Here is a 19,159-nt window from a genome sequence, read left to right as displayed (position 1 = left end):
ACCCGGGCCGGCCAGCCGGAAACCCGGGAGGCTCAGGGTCTGTTTCGTAAGGCCCGGGCATGGTCCTGTGAAACAGACCCTAGTCGTCGTTGGCGGGCCGGGCCCCCGCGACGAAGGTGTCGAGCGCCGTGCCGTGCAGCACGAGGCCCGGCAGGGGGTCGCGGGCGGCGACGGCGGAGAGCCTCGCCACCGGCAGCCGGCCGGGGCGCGCGGCGGCGGCGAGCACCAGGTTGCCGTACCGGCGGCCGCGCATCATCCGGCGGTCGGCGATCAGGCACACGTCGGCGAAGACCGCGCGCAGCGTGGCGACGTGCACCCGGGTCGCCACCAGCGGCGGCAGGTCGGTGACGTTGACGAGGTAGATGCCGTCCGGACGCAGGGCCCGGGCCACCTCGGCGACGAACTCGACGGTACGCACGTGCGCCGGCATCCGGGCGCCCCGGAAGATGTCGGCGAAGACCAGGTCGTAGCCGGCCGGAGCCTCGGCGGCGACCGCGGCCCGTGCGTCGTCGACCCGGACGCGCACCTCCGGCGGGAGCGCGGGCAGCTCCCGGGCGACCAGTTCGACCACCGCCGGGTTCCGCTCGATCACCAGCTGCGTCGAGCCCGGCCGGGTGGCGGCCAGGTACCGGGGGAGGGTGAGCGCCCCACCGCCGAGGTGCAGCGCGTCGAGCGTGGCGCCGGCAGGAGCGGCGACGTCCGCCACCGCGGCCATCCGGCGGACGTACTCGAAGTGCAGGTACCGAGGATCGTCGACGTCGACGTACGACTGCTCGACGCCGGCGGCGAGCAGCAGGCGTCCGGTGCGCCGCACCGGGTCTGCGGCCAACTCCAGCCGGTCGGCGGCGCGGTCCATGCGGGGCACGGTAGCCGAGACCGGAGCACCGGGGGCGACGGGACCGGCGGACCGGGGTCGGTCCGCCGGTCCACGCCGTCAGCCGGTGGCCATCCCGGCGCCCGCCTCGTCGATGGCGGCGTCGACCCGCCGGGCGAGATCGACGTCCTGCGCGGTCACCGCGCCGGCCTGCCGGGACCGCACGGTCAGCACGGCCGCGGTCGGGCCGGGCCGGGCGATCGACGGCGCGCGCCCGGTCTCCTGCTGGAGTCGCTCGATGCGCGCCAGCACGCGGTCGAGGTTCTCCGCGGGCAGCGCCACCACCCGGTGCAGCCCCTCGCGCCCGCCCGACCAGTACGGCATGTCGGCGAGCACCGCGGTCAGGTCCGCCTCGGTGAGCGGAGGCGTCGAGGTGTTCGCGCCGACCACCCCACCGCCGACCGGAGTCGGCTCCAGCAGTTCCCGTAGGCCGTCCGGGACGTGCAACGACTCGATCAGGTCACCGTCGGCGTCGGCGAGCGCGGCGAGCGTCGCCTCCGCCTGGTAACGGGCCGCCTCCGGGGTGTTGCCGCTGATCCGCCCCACCTCGGCCAGGAAGCCGGAGAGGTCGCGGTGTCGCTCGATCCCGTCCACCGGCAGCACGTCGCGCAGCGACGCGGGCACGGCGGCGAGCAGCCGACGCCGCTCCGCCTCGTCCAGGGCGAACGCCAGCACCAGGACGGTCGCCTCGGCGCCCACCTTGGCGGTACGGAAGTCGACGCCGGCCCGCCGGCGGACATCGTCGACGAGCGTGTGGTAACCCATCGTCGACGTACCACCGGTGTCCACGCCGGTCGCCGGCCGGGCCGGGGGAGTCGCCGGCACGCCGGCCGACGGCGGCGAAGGACCGCCCCGGCTGCTGTCCTGCTTGTGCCGGCTCCCGGCGGGCGGCGGCCCGGCGCGCTTGCCCCGGTCGAGGCTGGTGAGCTGCTTGGAGGCGCTCAGGCTGACCCCGGTCTCGCTCGGCTGTCGGCCCTGTTCGCGGGCCTGCCGGGCGAGGGTCCGGCGGCGCTGGTTGTCGCCCTCCATCTGCTTGCGCATGGTGATGCCCCTTCCCCTGGGGATCGTGGTTCCGCCTCCTCGCCTTCCCGGCCCCGCCGACCAGGAAACGGAGGCGACCGGCCCGGCGCGGTCCGGCGCGGCGGCGGCTTCATCCGGCGGGGGTGAGGGGCGATCACCCGTCCGGGCCGCACGATCGGGCCAGGACCTGGAGTTCTTCCGAGGTACGCGGAAGGGAAGGTCGTCATGAAGCGGATCGTCGAGATCGTCCCGGCCCGGCCGGGTTGGTACGCCCGCTGGCAGCTCGCACCCGAAGCCACCCGCTGCTACCCCGTGAGCCTGTGGGCTCTGCTGGAAGAGGCCGACGGCACCGGCCGTGAGGTCATCGGGGTCGACTGCATCGGCCAGTGGCCGGGCGCGGAGGACAACGAGGCGGGTGCGGAGTTCGTCCGCTACCTGTTCCAGACGCCCGATTCCGGCCCACCCGAGGACGCCGAGCCACCGCTCTCCGCTGCCGAGCAACGATCCGGCGGCCCACGGCTGCAACCGGTCACCGCGACCTGAGAGCCCTCCTCCGGCCCGGCGACCCTTGGTCCCAGGGTGGCCGGGCCACCCCGCGCGGGCCGCCCCCACAGCGGGGCGGCCCGCGCCGGCCTCGCCCGCCGGTCGCGCGCGCCGCGAACGGCGATCGCGGCGAGCGGGCCCGCCCGGGCCGCCGCCTATGCTTGCCCCGTGGCAAGCGTTGTGCCGGCGGGGAGCCGGAGCCGATCGACCCGGCGGCGTGGATCGTCCCGCGATGGGCTAGATTTCCCCGCCAGCACGTGCGTGGCCGCGATCTTCCGTTCCCGCCAGACAGAGGCAGGTAGCTCATGGGCGTAGACAGCCCGCACCCGGTCCGCATCCTCGTGGTGGACGACGACCCGGGCGACGTGCTCATGATCGAGGAGGCCCTGCGGGAGTCCGACGTCGAGAAGGTCATCGACGTGGTGGGGGACGGCGAGGAGGCGATGGAGTTCCTCCGGGGTGAGGGGCGGCACCCCGACGCCCTGCGACCGGACGTGATCCTGCTGGACCTGAACATGCCGCGGATGGACGGGCGGCAGGTGCTCGGCGCGGTGAAGCAGGACGAGGACCTGCGGACGATCCCGATCGTGGTGCTGACCACCTCCAACGCGGACACGGACGTGATCGGCAGCTACACCCTGCAGGCGAACGCGTACGTCACGAAGCCGATCGACCTGGACGACTTCAACGGTGTGGTGCACCGGATCGACGAGTTCTTCGGCCGGGTGGTGGTGCTGCCCAAGCGTCCCTGACCGCACTCGGGCGGCTTCGTCGGCGGCGGGTCGTACGCCGCTCTCCCTCGCCCGCCGAACAATTTTCCGGAACCGCCGCGAGGACGCGCGGCAGCGCCGAGGATCCAGGTGGGAACGTATTTCCAGCTGCCTGGGGGGCGACAGCATGAGGTTTCCCGTCGTTGAGATCGGTTACGACCAGCGGCAGGTGGACTCCTGCCTCGACGAGCTGGCCGTCCGGCTGACCCGGCTCGCGGCGTGGGCGGAGAGCGCCGCGGGGGCCGGTCGGGAGTGGGACCGGATCCGGCAGGAGGCGAGCGGGCTCTGCGCCCTGCTGCGCCGGCTCGATCCGGACGACGCGGCGGTGGTCGGCCTCGCCGTCGGGCAGGTGCAGCGGGAGGCGGCCGAGATCCTGGCGCTGGCGCGGACCGAGCTGGACGCGGCCCGCGAGGAGGCTCGGCAGGTGCGCGAGCGGGCGTACGCCGACGCGGTGCGGGCGCGCCGGGAGTTCGAGGCCGCGCTGCACGCCCGCCGGCGGCGGGTGACGCGGGTGGACGAACTGCTCGACGGGGCGGGCGTGGAGCCGGTGCCCGTCGACACCCCGACCGCGGCGGCCGGGGCGACCGGTGCCGGGGTTCCCGCCACCCGGGTGGGTGCGATCGAGTCGCCGGGCGGTGCCGCGGCGCGCTGAGGCCCTCAGGTGAGCGCGTTGACGACTGTCGTCGCGCGCTGCTCGTGCTGGGCGTAGGCGTCGGGGAACCCGGAGACCTGCACGGACTGGGCCGCGTAGGTGAGCGCCATGTCCTGCCAGCCGGGCACCTTGAGCAGGGCCAGGTAGAACGCCTCGGCCGCGAGCGCGGGGCGCATCAGCTCCCGTACGGTGCCCCAGCCGCTGCTGGGCCGTTGCTGGAAGAGCCCGACGGAGTCGTGGTCCCAGCCGATGGCCTGGTGCGGGTAGTTCTGGGACTCGGGCAACACGCCGCTGGCGTAGTTGTAGAGGTTGCTCTCCTGCATGGCGGTGGCCACCGCGATGATCAGGCCGCGCTTGGGGACGTCGAGCTTACGGCCCACGTCTACGATGATCTTCGCGTTGTCCATCTGGGCCTGCGTCAGCCCGGCGACGGGTCGTGGGCGGCGCGGCTTCGCCGGCTTCTTCGGCGCCTTCTTCGCGGTGGCGGTGGGGGTGGGGGTGGGCGACGCGGTGGGGGTGGGGCTGACGGGGGTGGTGGGGGCGGTGCGCTCCAGGGATCGGGAGGCGCGCTCGTCGGCGAGCGCCGCCCGCTCGGCCACGGCCTCGGCCGACGGTTCGCTCCGGTCGTTCACCTCGACCCGGGTGCCGGCGTACGTGGCGAGGCCGAGGCAGCAGCTGACGCCGGTGGCGAGGGCGATCCGCATCGGCATCGAAGCCAGCAGGGTGCGGCCGCGTCGCGGCAGCTCCGGCACCCTATGTCGTCCATTCGTCCGTTCGGTGGATGCGCTATCGGCCGGACGGGTCGCCGGGTCGCCCTTGGTCAATTCCTGCGCGGAGGGGTCGTCGGGATGCACTCGCCGAGGCTAGAAAGTCGAGGCTCCGCTGCCACCTGCCTGCTTGGTGGCATGCGCCACAATTTGCCACCTTCCGGGGGGTCATTGCGGTCGGCGGGCCACGAAGGTGATGAACCACCTATTCCGGGTATTACGGCTATGACCGAAACGGCGAGATAAGTAGGGCGGATGGGTGATCTTGGCAAAGTCGGGCGCGATCCCGCCACGCCTCCCCTGAACAGGCGAGGCACTGATCCCCCGGACGGCCGATCAGGGGATGGGTTGGGGGAACGATCCGGCACCCGGTGGTGGAGAACCCGGCCGTCGCGCGGTCGCCGGCGCGGACGGCTGCTCGCCGGCGTGGCGGCCCTGCTCGCCGCCGTCCTGATCGGGCATCGGGCGATACCGAACATCCGGGGCGTCGGCAGCCTCGTCGACAGCGTCACCCCGCTGCTCGGCGTGGGCGTCCCACTGCTCGCCCTCGGCGCCCTGCTGCGCCGCTCCCGGATCGCGCTGCTCGCCGTGCTGCTGCCCGCCACCGTCTGGGCGGCGCTCTACGCCGGCGCCTGGCTCCGGCCCACCCCGGCGCAGAGCGCGACGACCCTCCGCGTCGTCAGCCAGAACCTACGGGCCGGCAATCCGGACCCGGCGGCGACCGTACGCGCCCTCGCCTCGGCCGGCGCCGACCTGATCGCGCTCCAGGAGGTCACCTCGGACGACCGGGTGGACGAGGTCCTGAGCCCGGGCTACCCGCACCGGGCGACAGTCTCCACGGTCTCGCTCTACAGCCGGTACCCGATCCGCGAACGCGTCGGGGTCGACACCGGCCTCGGCTGGACCAGGGCGCTACGGGCCGTCGTCGCCGCCCCGGGCGGTGACCTGACGGTCTACGTGGCGCACCTCGGCTCGGTACGGGCCGGAGACACCGCGACCCGGGACCAGACGGTCAGCGCACTCGCCACCCGGCTGCGCGCCGACCCGGCCCGACGCCTGCTCGTCCTCGGCGACCTGAACACCGCCAGCACCGACCGGATCTTCGCCCCGCTCGCCCGGCTGCTCGGCGACGCGCAGGCCGACGCCGGCCGCGGCTTCGGCTTCACCTGGCCCGCCGCCGTTCCGGTGGCCCGCCCGGACCACGTCCTCTACCGGGGTCTGACCGCCACCGCGGCCGGGGTGCTGCGCACGCCCGACAGCGACCACCGCGCGGTGACGGCCGGCTTCCGCTGACCCCCGACGGCTCAGTGGCGGCCGTTCTCCGCCGGGGTGACGGTGAGCCGGTGCCGGCTGTTGTCGCCGCTGGAGAACGGCCAGAGCTCGTCGGCGTGCTCGACCAGGGCGGCCAACTGCTGGCGGGTCAGCCCCGCCGACGCGATCGAGGCGTGGACGTCCGCGCGGTAGCGCCCGTCGTCGTCGCGTCCGAGCTTCGCCTCGGCCCGTACCTGCACCGTGTGCGCCTCGTCGGTGATCTGGCCGGCCGCCTCCACCGCCGCGTGGTGCAGGCAGGACGCGAACGCCGCCGCCAGCAGCTGCTCGGGCCGCAGCCCGGTGCAGTGCGCGGCCAGTGGGGACGCCAGCGCGGTCGAGAGCCCGCCGTCGTCGGTGCGTACGTGACCGCCCTCGGCGGTCGCGGCGGCTTCGTGCAGCCATGAACTCGGATCCGGCATGGCGTTCCTCCCGTTCCTCAGCGCCCGGCTACCCGGCCCTCGACCGGTGAAACCGTTGCTGACACGCCGACGGGCGGACCGGCAGCGCTCGGGCGAGCCGACCGCCCGAGCCGATCGCCCGAGCCGTCGGGCGCGCCGAGCCGATCGCCCGAGCCGTCGGGCGCGCCGGCCTGGCGGGAGTTCAGTGCTCGGCGAGCTGGCCGGTGCGGTCGACCGCCACGGCCGCCTCGGTCACCTGCGCCGCGGCGCGGTCACTCCACGGCGAGACCACCGTGTGTCGCGGCGCGGGCGCCCGGGACAGGTGCATCGGCACGTACACGCGGGCGTCCACCGCCTCGGCCAGGACCAGCGCGGCGACGAGACTGGTCGGCCGCTGGGCCGGGTCGTCGGTCAGGCAGCTCCGGCAGAGCTCCGCCACCTCGGGCGGCAACCCCTCGATCTCCGGCAGCGGCCTCGGTGGCCGGCGGCGCCGCGAGTCGAAGAGCTGGGTGGCGCTGTCCGCGTCGTACGGCAACCGGCCGGTGAGGCAGTAGTAGAGCAGGACGCCGAGGGCGTACATGTCGGCGGCCGGGGTGGCCGGTGCCCGGTCCAGCTGCTCCGGGGCGAGGTACGCGGGCGTGCCGACCACCATCCCGTCGGGCGTCGGGTCCGTCGCTCCCGTCGGCGTGGCGATGCCGAAGTCGAGCACCTTCGCGCCGGCCGGGGTGAGGATGACGTTCGCCGGCTTGACGTCGCGGTGCACGATCCCGTGGGCGTGCGCGGCCGCCAGCGCGGCGCAGACCTCCGCGCAGACCCGGACGGTGATCCGCCAGTCCAGCGGGCCCGCGCGCAGGTGCGCGGCGAGCGTCTCGCCCTCCGCCAGCTCCATCACGAGGTAGGGCGTGCGGCGACCCAGCGGCGTCGCGCAGGTGCCGAAGTCGTGCACGCTCGCCACGTTCGGGTGGACCAGCCGGGCCGCTGACCGGGCCTCCGCGCGGATCCGCTCCACCGAGGAGTCCTGCCCCGGGGACATCACCTTCACCGCGACCGGCCGGTCCAGCACCGTGTCGTGGGCGCGCCACACCTCGGACATGCCGCCCACGCCGATGCGCTGCTCGAGCTCGTACCGCCCGTCCAGCGTGCGCATCGGCTCCCCGCCCTCGTATCTGCCCGCCCGTAGGCGCCTCCGATCGCGGTACCCGACCGCCGAGCGGGGCAAACCGTGGCCCCGCGGTAGCCGACCCTCACCGCCGCGAGCCGGCTGCGGTCGCCGTGGCATCTGCGGTAGCTTCCGAGCCGGAGCCGGCGTCACCCTGCGTGCCGGCACGGACACCGAGGGGAGCGGCGATGGGTGAGGTGAGCGTACGGTTCATCGGCGGACCCGCCCACGACCTGGTCCGGGCGTTGCCGGCCGGGCCGGACGGCGGCCCACCCGAGCGCTGGATCATGCGACACCCGCGGGGCGACGAACCCGTCGAGGGCATCGCGGACCACCTCTACGAACGCGAGCAGCCCGACGGCACCGACGCGTGGACCATGCGCTACGTGCGTACCGATCCGCTGGGCGTCACCGAGTGACCGCCGGTGGCCCACAGCCGGCACACAGGTTCCGCAGAAGTGGGGCACAGGAAACCCCTCCACGATGGGGGCATGGTCATGAACGGGCAGGCGGCCGCTAGCCGCATCGAGCTGCACCGCCCGGACGGCGAGCCGGTCCGGGTGCTGGTGGTCGACGACGAACCGACGCTGACCGACCTGCTCGGTATGGCGCTGCGCTACGAGGGCTGGCAGGTGCGCAGCGCCAACAACGGGATGACGGCGGTCTCCACCGCCCGCGAGTTCGAGCCGGACGCGGTGGTCCTCGACGTGATGCTGCCCGACCTCGACGGCCTCCAGGTGCTGCGCCGGCTGCGGGAGCATGCGCCCACCGTCCCGGTGCTCTTCCTCACCGCGCGCGACGCCGTGGAGGAGCGGATCGCCGGCCTCACCGTCGGCGGGGACGACTACGTCACCAAGCCGTTCAGCCTGGAGGAGGTGATCGCCCGGCTGCGGGCGCTGCTGCGCCGAGCCGGCCTCGCCGTCGCCGCGCGGGAGGCGGCGGTGCTCACCGTCGGTGACCTGAGCCTGAACGAGGACAGCCACGAGGTACGTCGCGGCGACCGGTCGATCAACCTCACCGCGACCGAGTTCGAGCTGCTGCGCTACCTGATGCGCAACCCGCGCCGGGTGCTGAGCAAGGCGCAGATCCTCGACCGGGTCTGGAACTACGACTTCGGCGGGCAGGCCAACGTCGTCGAGCTCTACATCTCGTACCTCCGGAAGAAGATCGACGTCGGTCGGCAGCCGATGATCCACACGCTGCGCGGCGCGGGGTATGTCCTCCGGCCCGCGGACTGACCCGCGACCGCGGCGATCCGGGCGGCTGGCCGGCTGGCCGCTGCGTCGCCGGCTGGTGGTCTCGGTGGTGGCGCTGCTCGCGGTGGTCGGCATCGGCAGCGGCGGGGTGACCACTGTCGCGCTGCGCCACTTCCTCGTCGCCGAGGTCGACGACGAGCTCGCCCAGGGCAACCGCCGCTCCGACCAGGTGCCACCCTGGTTCCGCCAGGGCGGCGAGCCGGGCTGGACCGCCGGCCGCGACGCGACGCCGCTGGTGCCGGAGCCGCCCCGCGGCTTCCCGCCGGGCTCGATCGCGGTGCGGGTGGCCGACGGCGTCACCACCGCGTCCACCCGGACGGTGAGCGGCGGAACCGAGCAGCTCCCCGCCGGTGAGGTCGCGGCGCTGGCCCGGTTGCGTCCCGACGGCACGCCACGCACCGTGGACCTCGGCGACCGGGGCGCGCACCGGGCGGTGGCCCGCCAGTTCCCGGACGGGGACGTGCTCGCCGTCGCCATCCCGCTCGCCCGGGTCAACCACGCCGTGATGTGGATGGTGCTCGCCCAGGTCGGGCTGGTCACCGCGGGACTGCTGATCGCCGGCGGTCTGGGGGTGCTCATCGTCCGAGGCGCGCTGCGTCCCCTCGACCGCGTCGCTGCGACCGCCGCGCGGGTCACCGAGCTGCCCCTGGACCGCGGCGACGTGGCGTTGTCGGTGCGGGTCCCGGTGGCCGACACCGACCCGCGTACGGAGGTGGGGCAGGTTGGGGCCGCGCTCGACCGGATGCTGGGTCACGTCGCCGCCGCCCTCGCCGCCCGGCAGGCCAGCGAGACGCGGGTACGCCAGTTCGTCGCCGACGCCAGCCACGAGCTGCGCACTCCGTTGGCCGCCATCCGTGGGTACGCCGAGCTGGCCCGCCGCGGGCACGCCCAGGTGCCGCCCGACGTGGCCCACGCGCTGGGCCGGGTCGAGTCCGAGAGCACCCGGATGACGAGTCTCGTCGAGGACCTGTTGCTGCTCGCCCGGCTGGACTCCGGCCGCCCGCTCGCGGTGGAGCCGGTGGACCTCTCCGCGTTGGTGGTGGACGCGGTCAGCGACGCCCACGTCGCCGGGGCGGAGCACCGGTGGCAGCTCGATCTGCCCGACGAGGTGGTCCGGGTGACCGGTGACGCCGCCCGGCTGCACCAGGTGGTGGCGAACCTGCTGGCCAACGCGCGGGTGCACACCCCGGCCGGCACCACCGTCACCACCACGCTGCGGGCCGAGGGGAGCGCGGCGGTGCTCAGCGTCGCCGACGACGGACCGGGCATTCCGCAGCCGCTGCAGGAGGAGGTCTTCGAGCGGTTCGCCCGCGGGGACAGCTCCCGGTCGCGCGCCCACGGCAGCACTGGCCTCGGCCTGGCCATCGTGGCCGCCGTGGTGGAGGCGCACCACGGCACGGTCGCGGTGGAGAGCCGCCAGGGCCGGACCGTCTTCGCGGTGCGGCTGCCGGTGGCGGACGCCTAGCCGGCCTCCCCGGCTGACCCCGAACCGAGGCCGCCGAAATGACTCAGGGGCGCAGCAGCTCGACGAGGAGCTCGACGACGCGGCGCGCGTGCCGCCCGTCGGGGTCCCGGTCGACGTTCAGGTCCGTCACGCTCATGCCGAGCAGCCGGTCGGCGCGGCTCAGCGGCGCGACCAACGCGACCAGCTCCGGCCGGCGCAGCCCGTCCGGCTCGGGGTAGGTCACCGCCGGCAGGTCGAGCGGGTCGACGGCGTCCAGGTCGAGGTGCAGCCACGCGGGCGCCGAACCTTCCTCGGCCAGCGCCGCGCCGACCCGGCCCGGGTCGCGTCGGCGCAGCTCGGCGGCGGGCACCTGGTGGATCCGCGGGTCGATCCGCGCCGCTTCGACGCGCCCCGCCTCCTCGACGGCCGGGCGGTGCCCGAGCAGGTGAACCCGGTTCGGGTCGACCAGCGCGCCCTCGACCCCCGCCGCGACGGCCGGTCCGTGCCCGGTGACCACGCTGAGGTCCATGTCGGCGCCCTCGCCCGTCTCGGAGGTGGCGCCGTCGTAGAAATCCGGGTGCGCGTCGACGAACCACAGGTCGCTGCCGGCCGGCAGCGCCCGGCAGACCCCCGGCAGGATGGCGCAGTCGCCGCCGACCACGAGCGGGCGCCGCCCGGCGGCGAGCAGGTCGGCGACGCGTGCGGCGATGGCCGCGCCGGCCCGTCGCACCGCCTCGGCGCCGATCAGGCCGCTCGCCGGGTCCCGGGCGGCGTCCTCGACGCGCGCGTCCACGGCGCCCCCGTCGTCGGCGTCGAGCGCGGCCAACAGCCCGGCTCGGCGCAACGCCTCGGGCGCCCGTTGCTCGCCCCGCCCGGTGCCGGACGAGTCCATCGGCGCGTCGACCACCGTCCACCGCACACCCGCACGGTACCGGCGCCGGCCCGACCGGCGCGGCGGTTCGCCGCTCACGCCGACGGCGTGGCAGCCTGGGATCCGTGTACCGGGAACGTCCTGCCGGCGTCGCCGGCGGCACCCTCTGGACCAGCGTCAATCCGGGCGACGCCCGGACGAGCCGGGTGCTTCCGGACGGCTGCGTCGACCTGCTCTGGTCCAGCCGCGCCGGCCTGGTCGTGGCCGGTCCGGACCGGACGGCCTTCCTGAGCGTGGCCGCGCCGGGGGACCGGTGGGTGGGGCTGCGGCTGCCGCCCGGTGTCGGCCCCGCGGTGCTCGGCGTGCCCGCGGACGAGCTGCGCGACGTGCGGGTGCCGCTCGCCGCGCTCTGGGGTGACCGGGCCGTCGCCGAGCTGGCGCAGCGGGCAGCCGAAGCCCCGGCGTCGGTGCTGCCGCGACTCGTGGCGCGACGGCTGCGTGAGGTCGGCGGAGCCGATCCGCTGGGCGCCCAGGTGGCGGCCGCGGCGGCCGGCGGCGTGCCGGTGGGCGCGATCGCCGCCGAGGTCGGGCTCGACGCGCGAACCCTGCACCGCCGCAGCCGACACCTGTTCGGGTACGGCCCGAAGACCCTCGCCCGGATCCTGCGGATGCACCGGGCGCTGGCCGTGGCCCGGACCGGTACGCCGCTGGCCGAGGTGGCCGCCGTCTGCGGCTACGCCGACCAGGCGCACCTGACCCGGGACGTACGGGACCTCGCCGGGGTGCCGCCGTCGACCCTGCTCGCCGCCGGCTGACCGGGGCGAGCAGGGTGGTGCGCTCAGTCGGCCTCGGGTAGCGGGGCGAAGAGGTCGACGCCGTTGCCGTCCGGGTCGTGCAGCACGGCGTAGCGCTGCCCCCAGAACGCGTCCCACGGCTTCAGGTGGCCCTCGTAGCCGGCCTCGGTCAGCTCGGCGTACCACCTGTCGACCTCGGCCGGGTCCGCGCAGCGGAAGGCCAGGCTGTGTCGGGGGCTGCCGGTGGGTGGCGTCCAGTCCGGATCGAAGGAGCGGACCATCTCCGCGTCGTCCCACGCGAGCCGGATCCCACCGGGCAGGGTCACCTCCACGTGCGGCTGGGATTCGGCGCCGGGCGGGATGTCCAGCCCGAGGCGGCGGTAGAAGTCCAGGGTCCGGGCCATGTCGGTGGTGGCCATGCCGATCAGGTCGAAGCGAGGCGTCATGGCACCGACGATAGGGAGTCCCCCCGTCGGGTGTCTTGAACGAAACGGACGCCCGGGTGTAGCCGGTGTGGCCGCGCGAGATGAATGATCGGCGTACGGTGGCTGCAAAGCGGCTTTCCGGATCAAAAGCCCCATGGCGCCTCCTCCGGGACAGCCGGTTTCGTGACGGCGAGGAAAAGGAGCGGTTGGTGTCCCATCTGGCCTATCTGGACGCGGGATCCGGCAGCCTCATCGTGCAGGCGGTGGTCGGCGGGGTGGCCGGCGCGGCCGTCGCCGCCAAGCTGTACTGGCGCAGACTCGTCGACCGGTTCCGGCGGCAGCCCACCGACCAGAGCTGACCCCGGCCGACGATGGCGATCTCCCCGGCGGGCCTCCGGCCCGAACCCGGCTCGTTCCGTGACCCGGCCAACCGGGTCTTCCACGACGGTGACGACGTGCTGCGCGGGCTCGACGCGCAGGCCGCCGAGCACTGGCGGGCGCTGGCCGCCAGCGACTTCTTCACCGCCCTGCTCGCCGCCGGCAAGGTCTGCGGCACCGAGGCGGTCGAGCCCGCCCGGCTGCCCGGCGCCACCCGCTGGGCCACCGTGCTGCGCCACGAACGCATCCCGTTCGTCTCGCACCCCTACGAGTGGTCCTTCACCATGCTGCGCGACGCCGCGCTGCTGCACCTGGAGATCCTGCGCGCGGCGCTGCCCGCCGGCTTCACCACCAAGGACGGGTCGGCGTACAACCTCCAGTGGCGCGGCACCGAGCCGGTCTTCATCGACGTGGGCTCGTTCGAGCCGGTCCGCGACGGGGAGCCCTGGGCGGGCTACCGACAGTTCTGCCAGACGATGCTCTATCCGCTGCTGCTCGGCGCGCACCTCGGCGTGGACTTCCAACCCTGGTTGCGCGCCCGGGTGGACGGCATCGAGGCCGACGCGCTGCGGCCGCTGTTCCGCGGCTTCCGGCGACTGTCCCCCGGCGTACCGACCCACCTGCACCTGCACGCCGCCATGCAGAACCGGCACGCGGCGGCCACCACCACCGACGTCCGCGCCGAGCTGCGCGCCGCCGGATACTCCGGCGAACTCGCCCTGGCCACCGTACGCGGCATCGAGAAGCTGGTCCGCCGGCTGGACCGTCCGCCGGCGACCAGCCACTGGGCCGACTACCAGCGCACCTGCGGCTACACGGAGCAGGACCGAGCCGGCAAGGAGCGGTTCGTCACGAACGCGTTGGCCGGCGGCCCCCGCCCCCGCCTCGTGCTCGACCTCGGCGCCAACGACGGCCGGTACGCGCGTCTCGCCGCCCGCCACGCCGACCAGGTGGTCGCCGTGGAGCAGGACCCGGCAGTGGTGGACACGCTCTACCGGGCGCTGCGGGCGGAGGGCCAGCGGCGGATCCTGCCCCTGGTGATGGACCTCGCCGACCCCTCGCCCGGCGGCGGGTGGCGGGGCGTCGAACGGGCCTCCTTCGCCGACCGGGCCGCCGCCGACGTGGTGCTCGCCCTGGCCGTGGTGCACCACCTGGCGATCGGGCGCAACGTGCCACTGCCCGAGGTGGTGGCCTGGCTCGCCGACCTCTGCGCCCCCGGCGCGCGGATCGTCGTGGAGTTCGTCCACCCCGAGGACCCGATGGCTCAACGGCTGCTGGCCAACAAGCCCGAGGGGACCTTCCCCGACTACCGGCGGGCGGAGTTCGAGCGGCTGCTCGCGGCGCGCTGCGACATCGCCGGGCGGGAGGAACTGCCCTCGGGCACCCGTACGCTCTACACGGCGGTGGTGGGTGACTGAGCCGCCGACCGTCACGGCCGAAGGTGCCGGGGCGGGCGCGCGTCGGGGCCGCTGGGCGGCGGGCCTGCGATCCGAGCTGGGCCGGATGCTGGAGATCGTCGCACTGGTCGGGCTGGTGGTCACCCAACCACTGCTGGACGTGCTCGGCCGCAGCCCCGACTTCTTCCTGTTCCACCGCGCCGACCGGGAGCAGGTGCTGCTGCTGGTCGGGCTGATCGCGGTGGCGCCCACCGGCGCGCTGCTGCTGCTCGGCGCGCTCACCCGGCTCGGCGGGCGGATGGCCCGGTCGGTGACCCATACGCTGCTCGTCGGGCTGCTGATCGCCGCGCTGGCCGTGCAGATCGGCCGGCACGGCACACCGCTGCGGGGCGTACCGCTGCTGTTGGTGGCCGGGGTGGTCGGCGTCGCCGCGGCGGTCGCCCATCGGCGGTGGCGCACGCCGGGCCGGGTGCTGCGGGTGGCCGCCGCCGGCCCGCTGGCGTTCGTGGGGATCTTCCTGCTCCTCTCACCCAGCTCGGTGCTGGTGCTGCCCCGGTCGGCCGACGGCGCGACCGGCACCGCGGCGACCACCGTGCACCCGCCGGTGGTGATGCTGATCCTCGACGAACTGCCGCTGGTCTCCCTGCTCGGTCCGGACGGCCGGATCGACGCGACGCGCTTCCCGCACTTCGCGGAGCTGGCCGCGGGCTCGACCTGGTACCGCAACGCCACCGGGGTCAGCGGCTGGACGCCGTACGCGCTGCCGGCCATGCTCACCGGCCGCTATCCGGCCCGTGACGCCGCGCCGCACTACGCGCAGTACCCGGACAACCTCTTCACCGCCTTCGGTGGGCTGTACGACATCCGCGCCGAGGAGAGCATCACCCGGCTCTGCCCGCCCAGCCGTTGCGAACAGCCGGTCTCACCCGAGCAGGGGCTCGGCGTGCTGGTGCGGGAGACCCGTGGCCTGCTCGGGCAGATCACCGCGCCGCACGAGAGCCGGATCGACCCGGAGGACTCCTACCGGGAGCAGACCGCGGCCGAGGCGGGGCTGGACGCGGCGGAGCCGATCCCGGACGACCCGAAGTTCCGGTGGGACAACCTCGACGACAACCAGCCTGCCCGGTTCACCAGCTTCCTGGCCGGTCTGAAGCCGACGCCCCGCCCCACCCTGCACTTCCTGCACCTGCTGATGCCGCACTCGCCGTGGCAGTTCCTCCCGTCGGGGGCCCGCTACGACGGTCCGGAGGATCTGCCGAACGAGGGCGCCGGCTGGGTCGAGCTGGCCCGGCAGCGGCACCTGGCGCAGCTCGGCTACACCGACCGGTTGATCGGTGAGACGCTGCGGACGCTGCGCGCCACCGGGCTCTACGACCAGGCGACGGTGGTGGTCACCGCCGACCACGGGGTGAGCTTCAGCAAGGGGTACCAGGGGCGCGGCATGGATGCGATCAAGGCGGCGCCCGGCGAGGTGGCCTGGGTGCCGCTCTTCGTGAAGACGCCCGGCCAGCGCGCCGGCCGGGTCGACGACCGCAACTGGGAGCACGTCGACCTGCTGCCGACGGTGGCCGACGAGGCGGGCATCCGGATCCCGTGGCGGGTCGACGGGCGCTCCGCGCGGGACACCCCGAGAGCCGCCGGGCAGAAGCACTTCTACGACCGGCCGGGAGAGCCGACGCCCATCCCCGACGGGGTGCCGAAGCCGCCACCCCTGCCGGCGGTGCATCCGCTGGTCGGCACGACGGTGGGGGAGCGGCCGTCGGGCGGCTCGGCCCGCGTCGCCGACCTGGCCGGGTTCCGCGCCATCGACCCCGACACGGGTACGCTGCCGGCGCTGATCTGGGGGACCGTCCCGGAGGGCGTACCCGACGGCACGCTGCTAGCGGTGGCGGTCAACGGGCGCGTAGGGGCGGTCGTGCCGGTGGTGCCGCCCGACCCGGGCGGCCGCCGGTTCGCCGCCCTGCTCGCCGACGACCAGCTCTTCCACGCCGGGCAGAACCGGCTCGACGTCTACCAGATCACCACCGACGGTGGGTTGCGCCTGCTCGCCCTCTCCTGATCCGCCCGCTCGTTTCGACGGTTTCCCGATCCGGACGGTCGGGAATCGGGTGACGCATACCTCACCGCAGAACCACCGCAGGTGGTGTCCCCGGAACCGCGATTACGGTAAAAGCGAAGGCAATTCAAAGAAGATCTGCCGGCGAAGCGAGGAACCAGATGACGGAAGTCAAGCTCGATCACCCCGGCGGGCAGCTGTCGATGCCGGTGCACACCGCGGTCGAAGGCCCCGCCGGTATCGGGGTGAGCAAGCTGTTGAAAGAGACCGGGTTGACCACGTACGACCCCGGTTTCGTGAACACCGCGGCGTGCTCGTCCGAGATCACCTACATCGACGGCGACGCGGGGATCCTGCGTTACCGCGGCTACCCGATCGAGCAGCTGGCCGAGAAGTCCTCCTTCCTGGAGGTCTCCTACCTGCTGATCTACGGCGAGCTGCCGACCGAGCAGCAGCTGACCGAGTTCACCGAGTGGATCCGGCGGCACTCGCTGCTGCACGAGGAGATGCGTCGGTTCTTCGACGGCTTCCCGCGTGACGCACACCCGATGGCCGTGCTCTCCTCCGCGGTGAGCGCGATCTCGACCTTCTACCAGGACAGCCTGGACCCGTTCGACTCCGAGCACGTGGAGATCTCGACGGTCCGGCTGATGGCGAAGGTGCCGACCATCGCCTCGTACGCCTACAAGAAGTCGATCGGGCAGCCGCTGCTCTACCCGGACAACTCGCTGGGCTACGTGGAGAACTTCCTGCGGATGACCTTCGGCGTGCCGGCGGAGCAGTACGAGGTCGACCCGGTGATGGCCCGCGTGCTGGACATGCTCTTCATCCTGCACGCCGACCACGAGCAGAACTGCTCGACGTCGACGGTCCGGCTGGTGGGCTCCAGCAACGCCAACCTGTTCGCCTCGGTCTCGGCCGGCGTGAACGCCCTCTTCGGCCCGCTGCACGGCGGCGCCAACCAGGCCGTGCTGGAGATGCTCCAGAAGATCAAGGCCGACGGTGGCGACGTCCGCTCCTTCGTGCAGAAGGTCAAGGACAAGCAGGACGGCGTGAAGCTGATGGGCTTCGGTCACCGGGTCTACAAGAACTACGACCCGCGCGCCGCCATCGTGAAGAAGGCCGCCCAGGACGTGCTCGGCCGGATGGCCAAGCCGGACCCGCTGCTGGACATCGCGATGCAGCTGGAGGAGATCGCCCTCGCCGACGACTTCTTCGTGTCGCGCCGGCTGTACCCGAACGTGGACTTCTACACCGGCCTGATCTACAAGGCCATGGGTTTCCCGACCAAGATGTTCACGGTGCTCTTCGCCCTGGGCCGCCTCCCCGGCTGGATCGCCCAGTGGCGCGAGATGATCAACGACCCGGAGACCAAGATCGGCCGTCCGCGGCAGGTCTACACCGGCTCTCCCGAGCGCGCGTTCGTACCGCTCACCGAGCGCTGATCCGCCCGCCGGCACCACCGACAGGCCGCCGACCCCGCGAGGGGTCGGCGGCCTGTCGCCTGTCGTACCGGACCACGGTCGCGGTGCGGGACCTCGGGCGCCGCGCAGTGCCTGGGCCTCGGTCGCGGGGCTGGACCCGGACCTTGGGCGCGGCGCTGGACTTCGTGCGGCCGGCGGGGATCCGCCGGGTTCGGGGTTCGGGGTCGGCAGCCTTTAGAGCTGATGTCGTAAACGCATCGGCTCCGATGTCGTAAGCGACTCAGCTCCAAAGGGGCCGCGCAGCGGTACCGAGACCCCGGAGACACGCCGCCGCACGCCGCTCCACGCCGCGCACCGCAGCAGGCCGCCAGACCCCACCGCATGCCGACCGCCGGCCACCGCCCGTCGCCGCATGCCGCATGCCGCAGCGGTAGGTTGCCGCACGCCCCCGCGCCGCCGCAGGCCCCGCCCGCCACTCGCAACCGGGTGGCCGGGCTGGGGTCAGATCGGGGTCGGGGCGGTCGCGGCGTCGGGTCGGGTGGGTCTCAGCGCAGGCCGGCGGCGGCGAGCAGGTTGCCGGCGGCGACCGGCGGCAGCGCGCGGCCCGCCGCCATGCGCTGCTCGGCCCGCTCGGCGGCGAACGCCGGAGCGCCGGAGATCGCGGCCGCGTACGAGGCGGCGGTGCGCCGGGCGATCGCCGACCAGCCGTACTGCTCGCGCACCAGGGTGCCGGCCCGCCGGGCCAGGGCACGCGCAGTGTCCGGGTCGGCGAGCAGCGCATGCACCGCCTCGACCAGTCCGTCCGGGTCGTGCGGCCGGAACGTCATGCCGGTGACGCCCGGCTCGACGATCTCGGCGAGCCCGCCGGTGGCCGAGACCGCGATCGGCGCCCCGGCCGCCGCGCCCTCCAGGGCCACCATGCCGAACGGCTCGTAGATGCTCGGCACCACGAAGCAGTCCGACGCGGCCATCAGCGCCGGCAGCTCCCCGCCGCCGAGGAAGCCCGGCATCTGCACCACGCCGGCCAGCCCCAGCCGGTGCACGTCGGCCTCCAGCTCGGCGCGGTAGGGGCCGTCGCCGGCGATCACCACCCGCAGCCCCGGGTGCCGCTCCCGCAGCCGGGGAACCCCGGCGAGCAGGTGCTGCACGCCCTTCTCGTAGACCAGCCGGCCGGCGAAGGTGACGAGCGGCCCGTCCCCGGCGAACCGGGCTCGCGCCGCGGCGACCGCGGTGCGCGGCGCCCGCCAGCGGTGCGGCTCGACCCCGTTGGCCACCACGTCGACCCGGGCGGACGGCACCCCGAAGAGCGCATTCACCTCGTTTGACATGTACCCCGAGCAGACGATCACCCGGCCGGACTCGCTCGCCAGCCACTGTTCGACGCCGTGGATGGTGCGGTTCATCTCCTCGGGGAGCCAGCCCTGGTGTCGGCCGGCCTCGGTGGCGTGGATGGTGGCGACCAGTGGGATGTCGAGGTGCTCGCGCAGCGTGATCGCGGTGTGGGCGACGAGCCAGTCGTGGGCGTGGATGACGTCGTAGTCGCCGGCTTCGGTGGCGCGTAGGGCGGCGCGGGTGAGGGTGTGGTTGAAGGCCATGGTCCAGGCGAGGAGGCTGTTGGTG

General features: G+C 74.2%; 20 protein-coding genes. 12 read left to right on the top strand and 8 right to left on the bottom strand.

What is annotated here, in order from left to right; all coding sequences use genetic code 11:
• Positions 1-79 precede the first annotated feature (79 nt).
• Both D7044_RS31595 and D7044_RS31590 read right to left on the bottom strand, forming a co-directional pair.
• A complete protein-coding gene (locus D7044_RS31595; RefSeq protein ID WP_120691080.1) occupies positions 80-856 on the bottom strand; it encodes a spermidine synthase in 777 nt (258 codons plus the stop codon).
• Positions 857-934: 78 nt separating this feature from the next.
• The gene (locus tag D7044_RS31590; RefSeq protein WP_120691079.1) at positions 935-1,915 is read right to left on the bottom strand and encodes a DUF2267 domain-containing protein; all 981 of its coding nucleotides are present in this window, start codon (positions 1,913-1,915) and stop codon (positions 935-937) included.
• A 204-nt stretch (positions 1,916-2,119) separates the two neighbouring features.
• Here D7044_RS31590 and D7044_RS31585 point away from each other — a divergent pair, with 204 nt between their 5' ends.
• The 3 genes from D7044_RS31585 (at position 2,120) to D7044_RS31575 (ending at position 3,859) form a co-directional block, all read left to right on the top strand.
• Positions 2,120-2,437 carry a hypothetical protein gene (locus D7044_RS31585; protein ID WP_120682390.1) on the top strand — a complete coding sequence of 106 codons (318 nt, stop codon included), beginning with the start codon at positions 2,120-2,122 and terminating at the stop codon, positions 2,435-2,437.
• Positions 2,438-2,742: 305 nt separating this feature from the next.
• A complete protein-coding gene (locus tag D7044_RS31580) occupies positions 2,743-3,189 on the top strand; it encodes a response regulator (protein WP_120682388.1) in 447 nt (148 codons plus the stop codon).
• 145 nt (positions 3,190-3,334) lie between these two features.
• Positions 3,335-3,859 carry an ATPase gene (locus D7044_RS31575; protein WP_120691078.1) on the top strand — a complete coding sequence of 175 codons (525 nt, stop codon included), beginning with the start codon at positions 3,335-3,337 and terminating at the stop codon, positions 3,857-3,859.
• A 5-nt stretch (positions 3,860-3,864) separates the two neighbouring features.
• Here D7044_RS31575 and D7044_RS31570 read toward each other — a convergent pair whose 3' ends face one another.
• Positions 3,865-4,713 carry a hypothetical protein gene (locus tag D7044_RS31570; protein ID WP_120682384.1) on the bottom strand — a complete coding sequence of 283 codons (849 nt, stop codon included), beginning with the start codon at positions 4,711-4,713 and terminating at the stop codon, positions 3,865-3,867.
• 261 nt (positions 4,714-4,974) lie between these two features.
• Between D7044_RS31570 and D7044_RS31565 the strand changes: the two genes are divergently transcribed.
• Positions 4,975-5,919, top strand: coding sequence for an endonuclease/exonuclease/phosphatase family protein (locus tag D7044_RS31565; RefSeq protein ID WP_233563481.1), 945 nt, complete (start codon positions 4,975-4,977; stop codon positions 5,917-5,919).
• Positions 5,920-5,930: 11 nt separating this feature from the next.
• Here the strand turns inward: D7044_RS31565 and D7044_RS31560 are convergent, their stop codons facing one another.
• Together D7044_RS31560 and D7044_RS31555 are read right to left on the bottom strand one after the other, a co-directional pair.
• A complete protein-coding gene (locus D7044_RS31560) occupies positions 5,931-6,356 on the bottom strand; it encodes an OsmC family protein (protein WP_120682380.1) in 426 nt (141 codons plus the stop codon).
• Between the two features lie 181 nt (positions 6,357-6,537).
• The gene (locus tag D7044_RS31555; RefSeq protein WP_120682378.1) at positions 6,538-7,482 is read right to left on the bottom strand and encodes a serine/threonine-protein kinase; all 945 of its coding nucleotides are present in this window, start codon (positions 7,480-7,482) and stop codon (positions 6,538-6,540) included.
• A gap of 200 nt (positions 7,483-7,682) precedes the next feature.
• Between D7044_RS31555 and D7044_RS31550 the strand changes: the two genes are divergently transcribed.
• From D7044_RS31550 to D7044_RS31540, 3 genes are all read left to right on the top strand, one after another.
• The gene (locus D7044_RS31550; protein WP_120682376.1) at positions 7,683-7,913 is read left to right on the top strand and encodes a hypothetical protein; all 231 of its coding nucleotides are present in this window, start codon (positions 7,683-7,685) and stop codon (positions 7,911-7,913) included.
• Between the two features lie 72 nt (positions 7,914-7,985).
• The gene (locus tag D7044_RS31545) at positions 7,986-8,732 is read left to right on the top strand and encodes a response regulator transcription factor (RefSeq protein ID WP_305069456.1); all 747 of its coding nucleotides are present in this window, start codon (positions 7,986-7,988) and stop codon (positions 8,730-8,732) included.
• On the top strand, positions 8,710-10,215 hold the full coding sequence (locus D7044_RS31540) for a sensor histidine kinase (protein WP_120691077.1): 1,506 nt from the start codon (positions 8,710-8,712) through the stop codon (positions 10,213-10,215). Before D7044_RS31545 ends, D7044_RS31540 begins: the two co-directional genes overlap by 23 nt.
• A 43-nt stretch (positions 10,216-10,258) precedes the next feature.
• Here the strand turns inward: D7044_RS31540 and D7044_RS31535 are convergent, their stop codons facing one another.
• Positions 10,259-11,113: an arginase family protein gene (locus D7044_RS31535; protein WP_147434752.1), complete on the bottom strand. Its 855-nt coding sequence runs from the start codon at positions 11,111-11,113 to the stop codon at positions 10,259-10,261.
• A 77-nt stretch (positions 11,114-11,190) separates the two neighbouring features.
• Between D7044_RS31535 and D7044_RS31530 the strand changes: the two genes are divergently transcribed.
• Complete coding sequence (locus D7044_RS31530) at positions 11,191-11,880, top strand: helix-turn-helix domain-containing protein (protein WP_120682370.1); 690 nt, start codon at positions 11,191-11,193, stop codon at positions 11,878-11,880.
• Positions 11,881-11,903: 23 nt separating this feature from the next.
• Here the strand turns inward: D7044_RS31530 and D7044_RS31525 are convergent, their stop codons facing one another.
• A complete protein-coding gene (locus tag D7044_RS31525) occupies positions 11,904-12,305 on the bottom strand; it encodes a VOC family protein (RefSeq protein ID WP_120682368.1) in 402 nt (133 codons plus the stop codon).
• 188 nt (positions 12,306-12,493) lie between these two features.
• Between D7044_RS31525 and D7044_RS32780 the strand changes: the two genes are divergently transcribed.
• From D7044_RS32780 to D7044_RS31510, 4 genes are all read left to right on the top strand, one after another.
• The gene (locus D7044_RS32780; RefSeq protein ID WP_187399016.1) at positions 12,494-12,643 is read left to right on the top strand and encodes a hypothetical protein; all 150 of its coding nucleotides are present in this window, start codon (positions 12,494-12,496) and stop codon (positions 12,641-12,643) included.
• Between the two features lie 12 nt (positions 12,644-12,655).
• On the top strand, positions 12,656-14,080 hold the full coding sequence (locus D7044_RS31520; RefSeq protein ID WP_120682367.1) for a class I SAM-dependent methyltransferase: 1,425 nt from the start codon (positions 12,656-12,658) through the stop codon (positions 14,078-14,080).
• Positions 14,073-16,118, top strand: coding sequence for a sulfatase-like hydrolase/transferase (locus tag D7044_RS31515; RefSeq protein ID WP_407663390.1), 2,046 nt, complete (start codon positions 14,073-14,075; stop codon positions 16,116-16,118). The genes D7044_RS31520 and D7044_RS31515 overlap by 8 nt, the downstream gene beginning before the upstream one ends.
• A 158-nt stretch (positions 16,119-16,276) precedes the next feature.
• Positions 16,277-17,560: a citrate synthase gene (locus D7044_RS31510; protein WP_120682365.1), complete on the top strand. Its 1,284-nt coding sequence runs from the start codon at positions 16,277-16,279 to the stop codon at positions 17,558-17,560.
• A gap of 524 nt (positions 17,561-18,084) precedes the next feature.
• On the opposite strand, the gene D7044_RS31505 is transcribed toward D7044_RS31510, so the two are convergent.
• A partial coding sequence (locus D7044_RS31505) for a glycosyltransferase family 4 protein (RefSeq protein WP_147434751.1) occupies positions 18,085-19,159 on the bottom strand: 1,075 nt, incomplete at its 5' end.

The sequence above is a fragment of the Micromonospora musae genome (assembly GCF_003626635.1).
GTDB lineage: Bacteria > Actinomycetota > Actinomycetes > Mycobacteriales > Micromonosporaceae > Micromonospora > Micromonospora musae.
The sequence above is the reverse complement of the archived record's forward strand: the minus strand, read 5'-3'. Positions and strand labels throughout refer to the sequence as shown.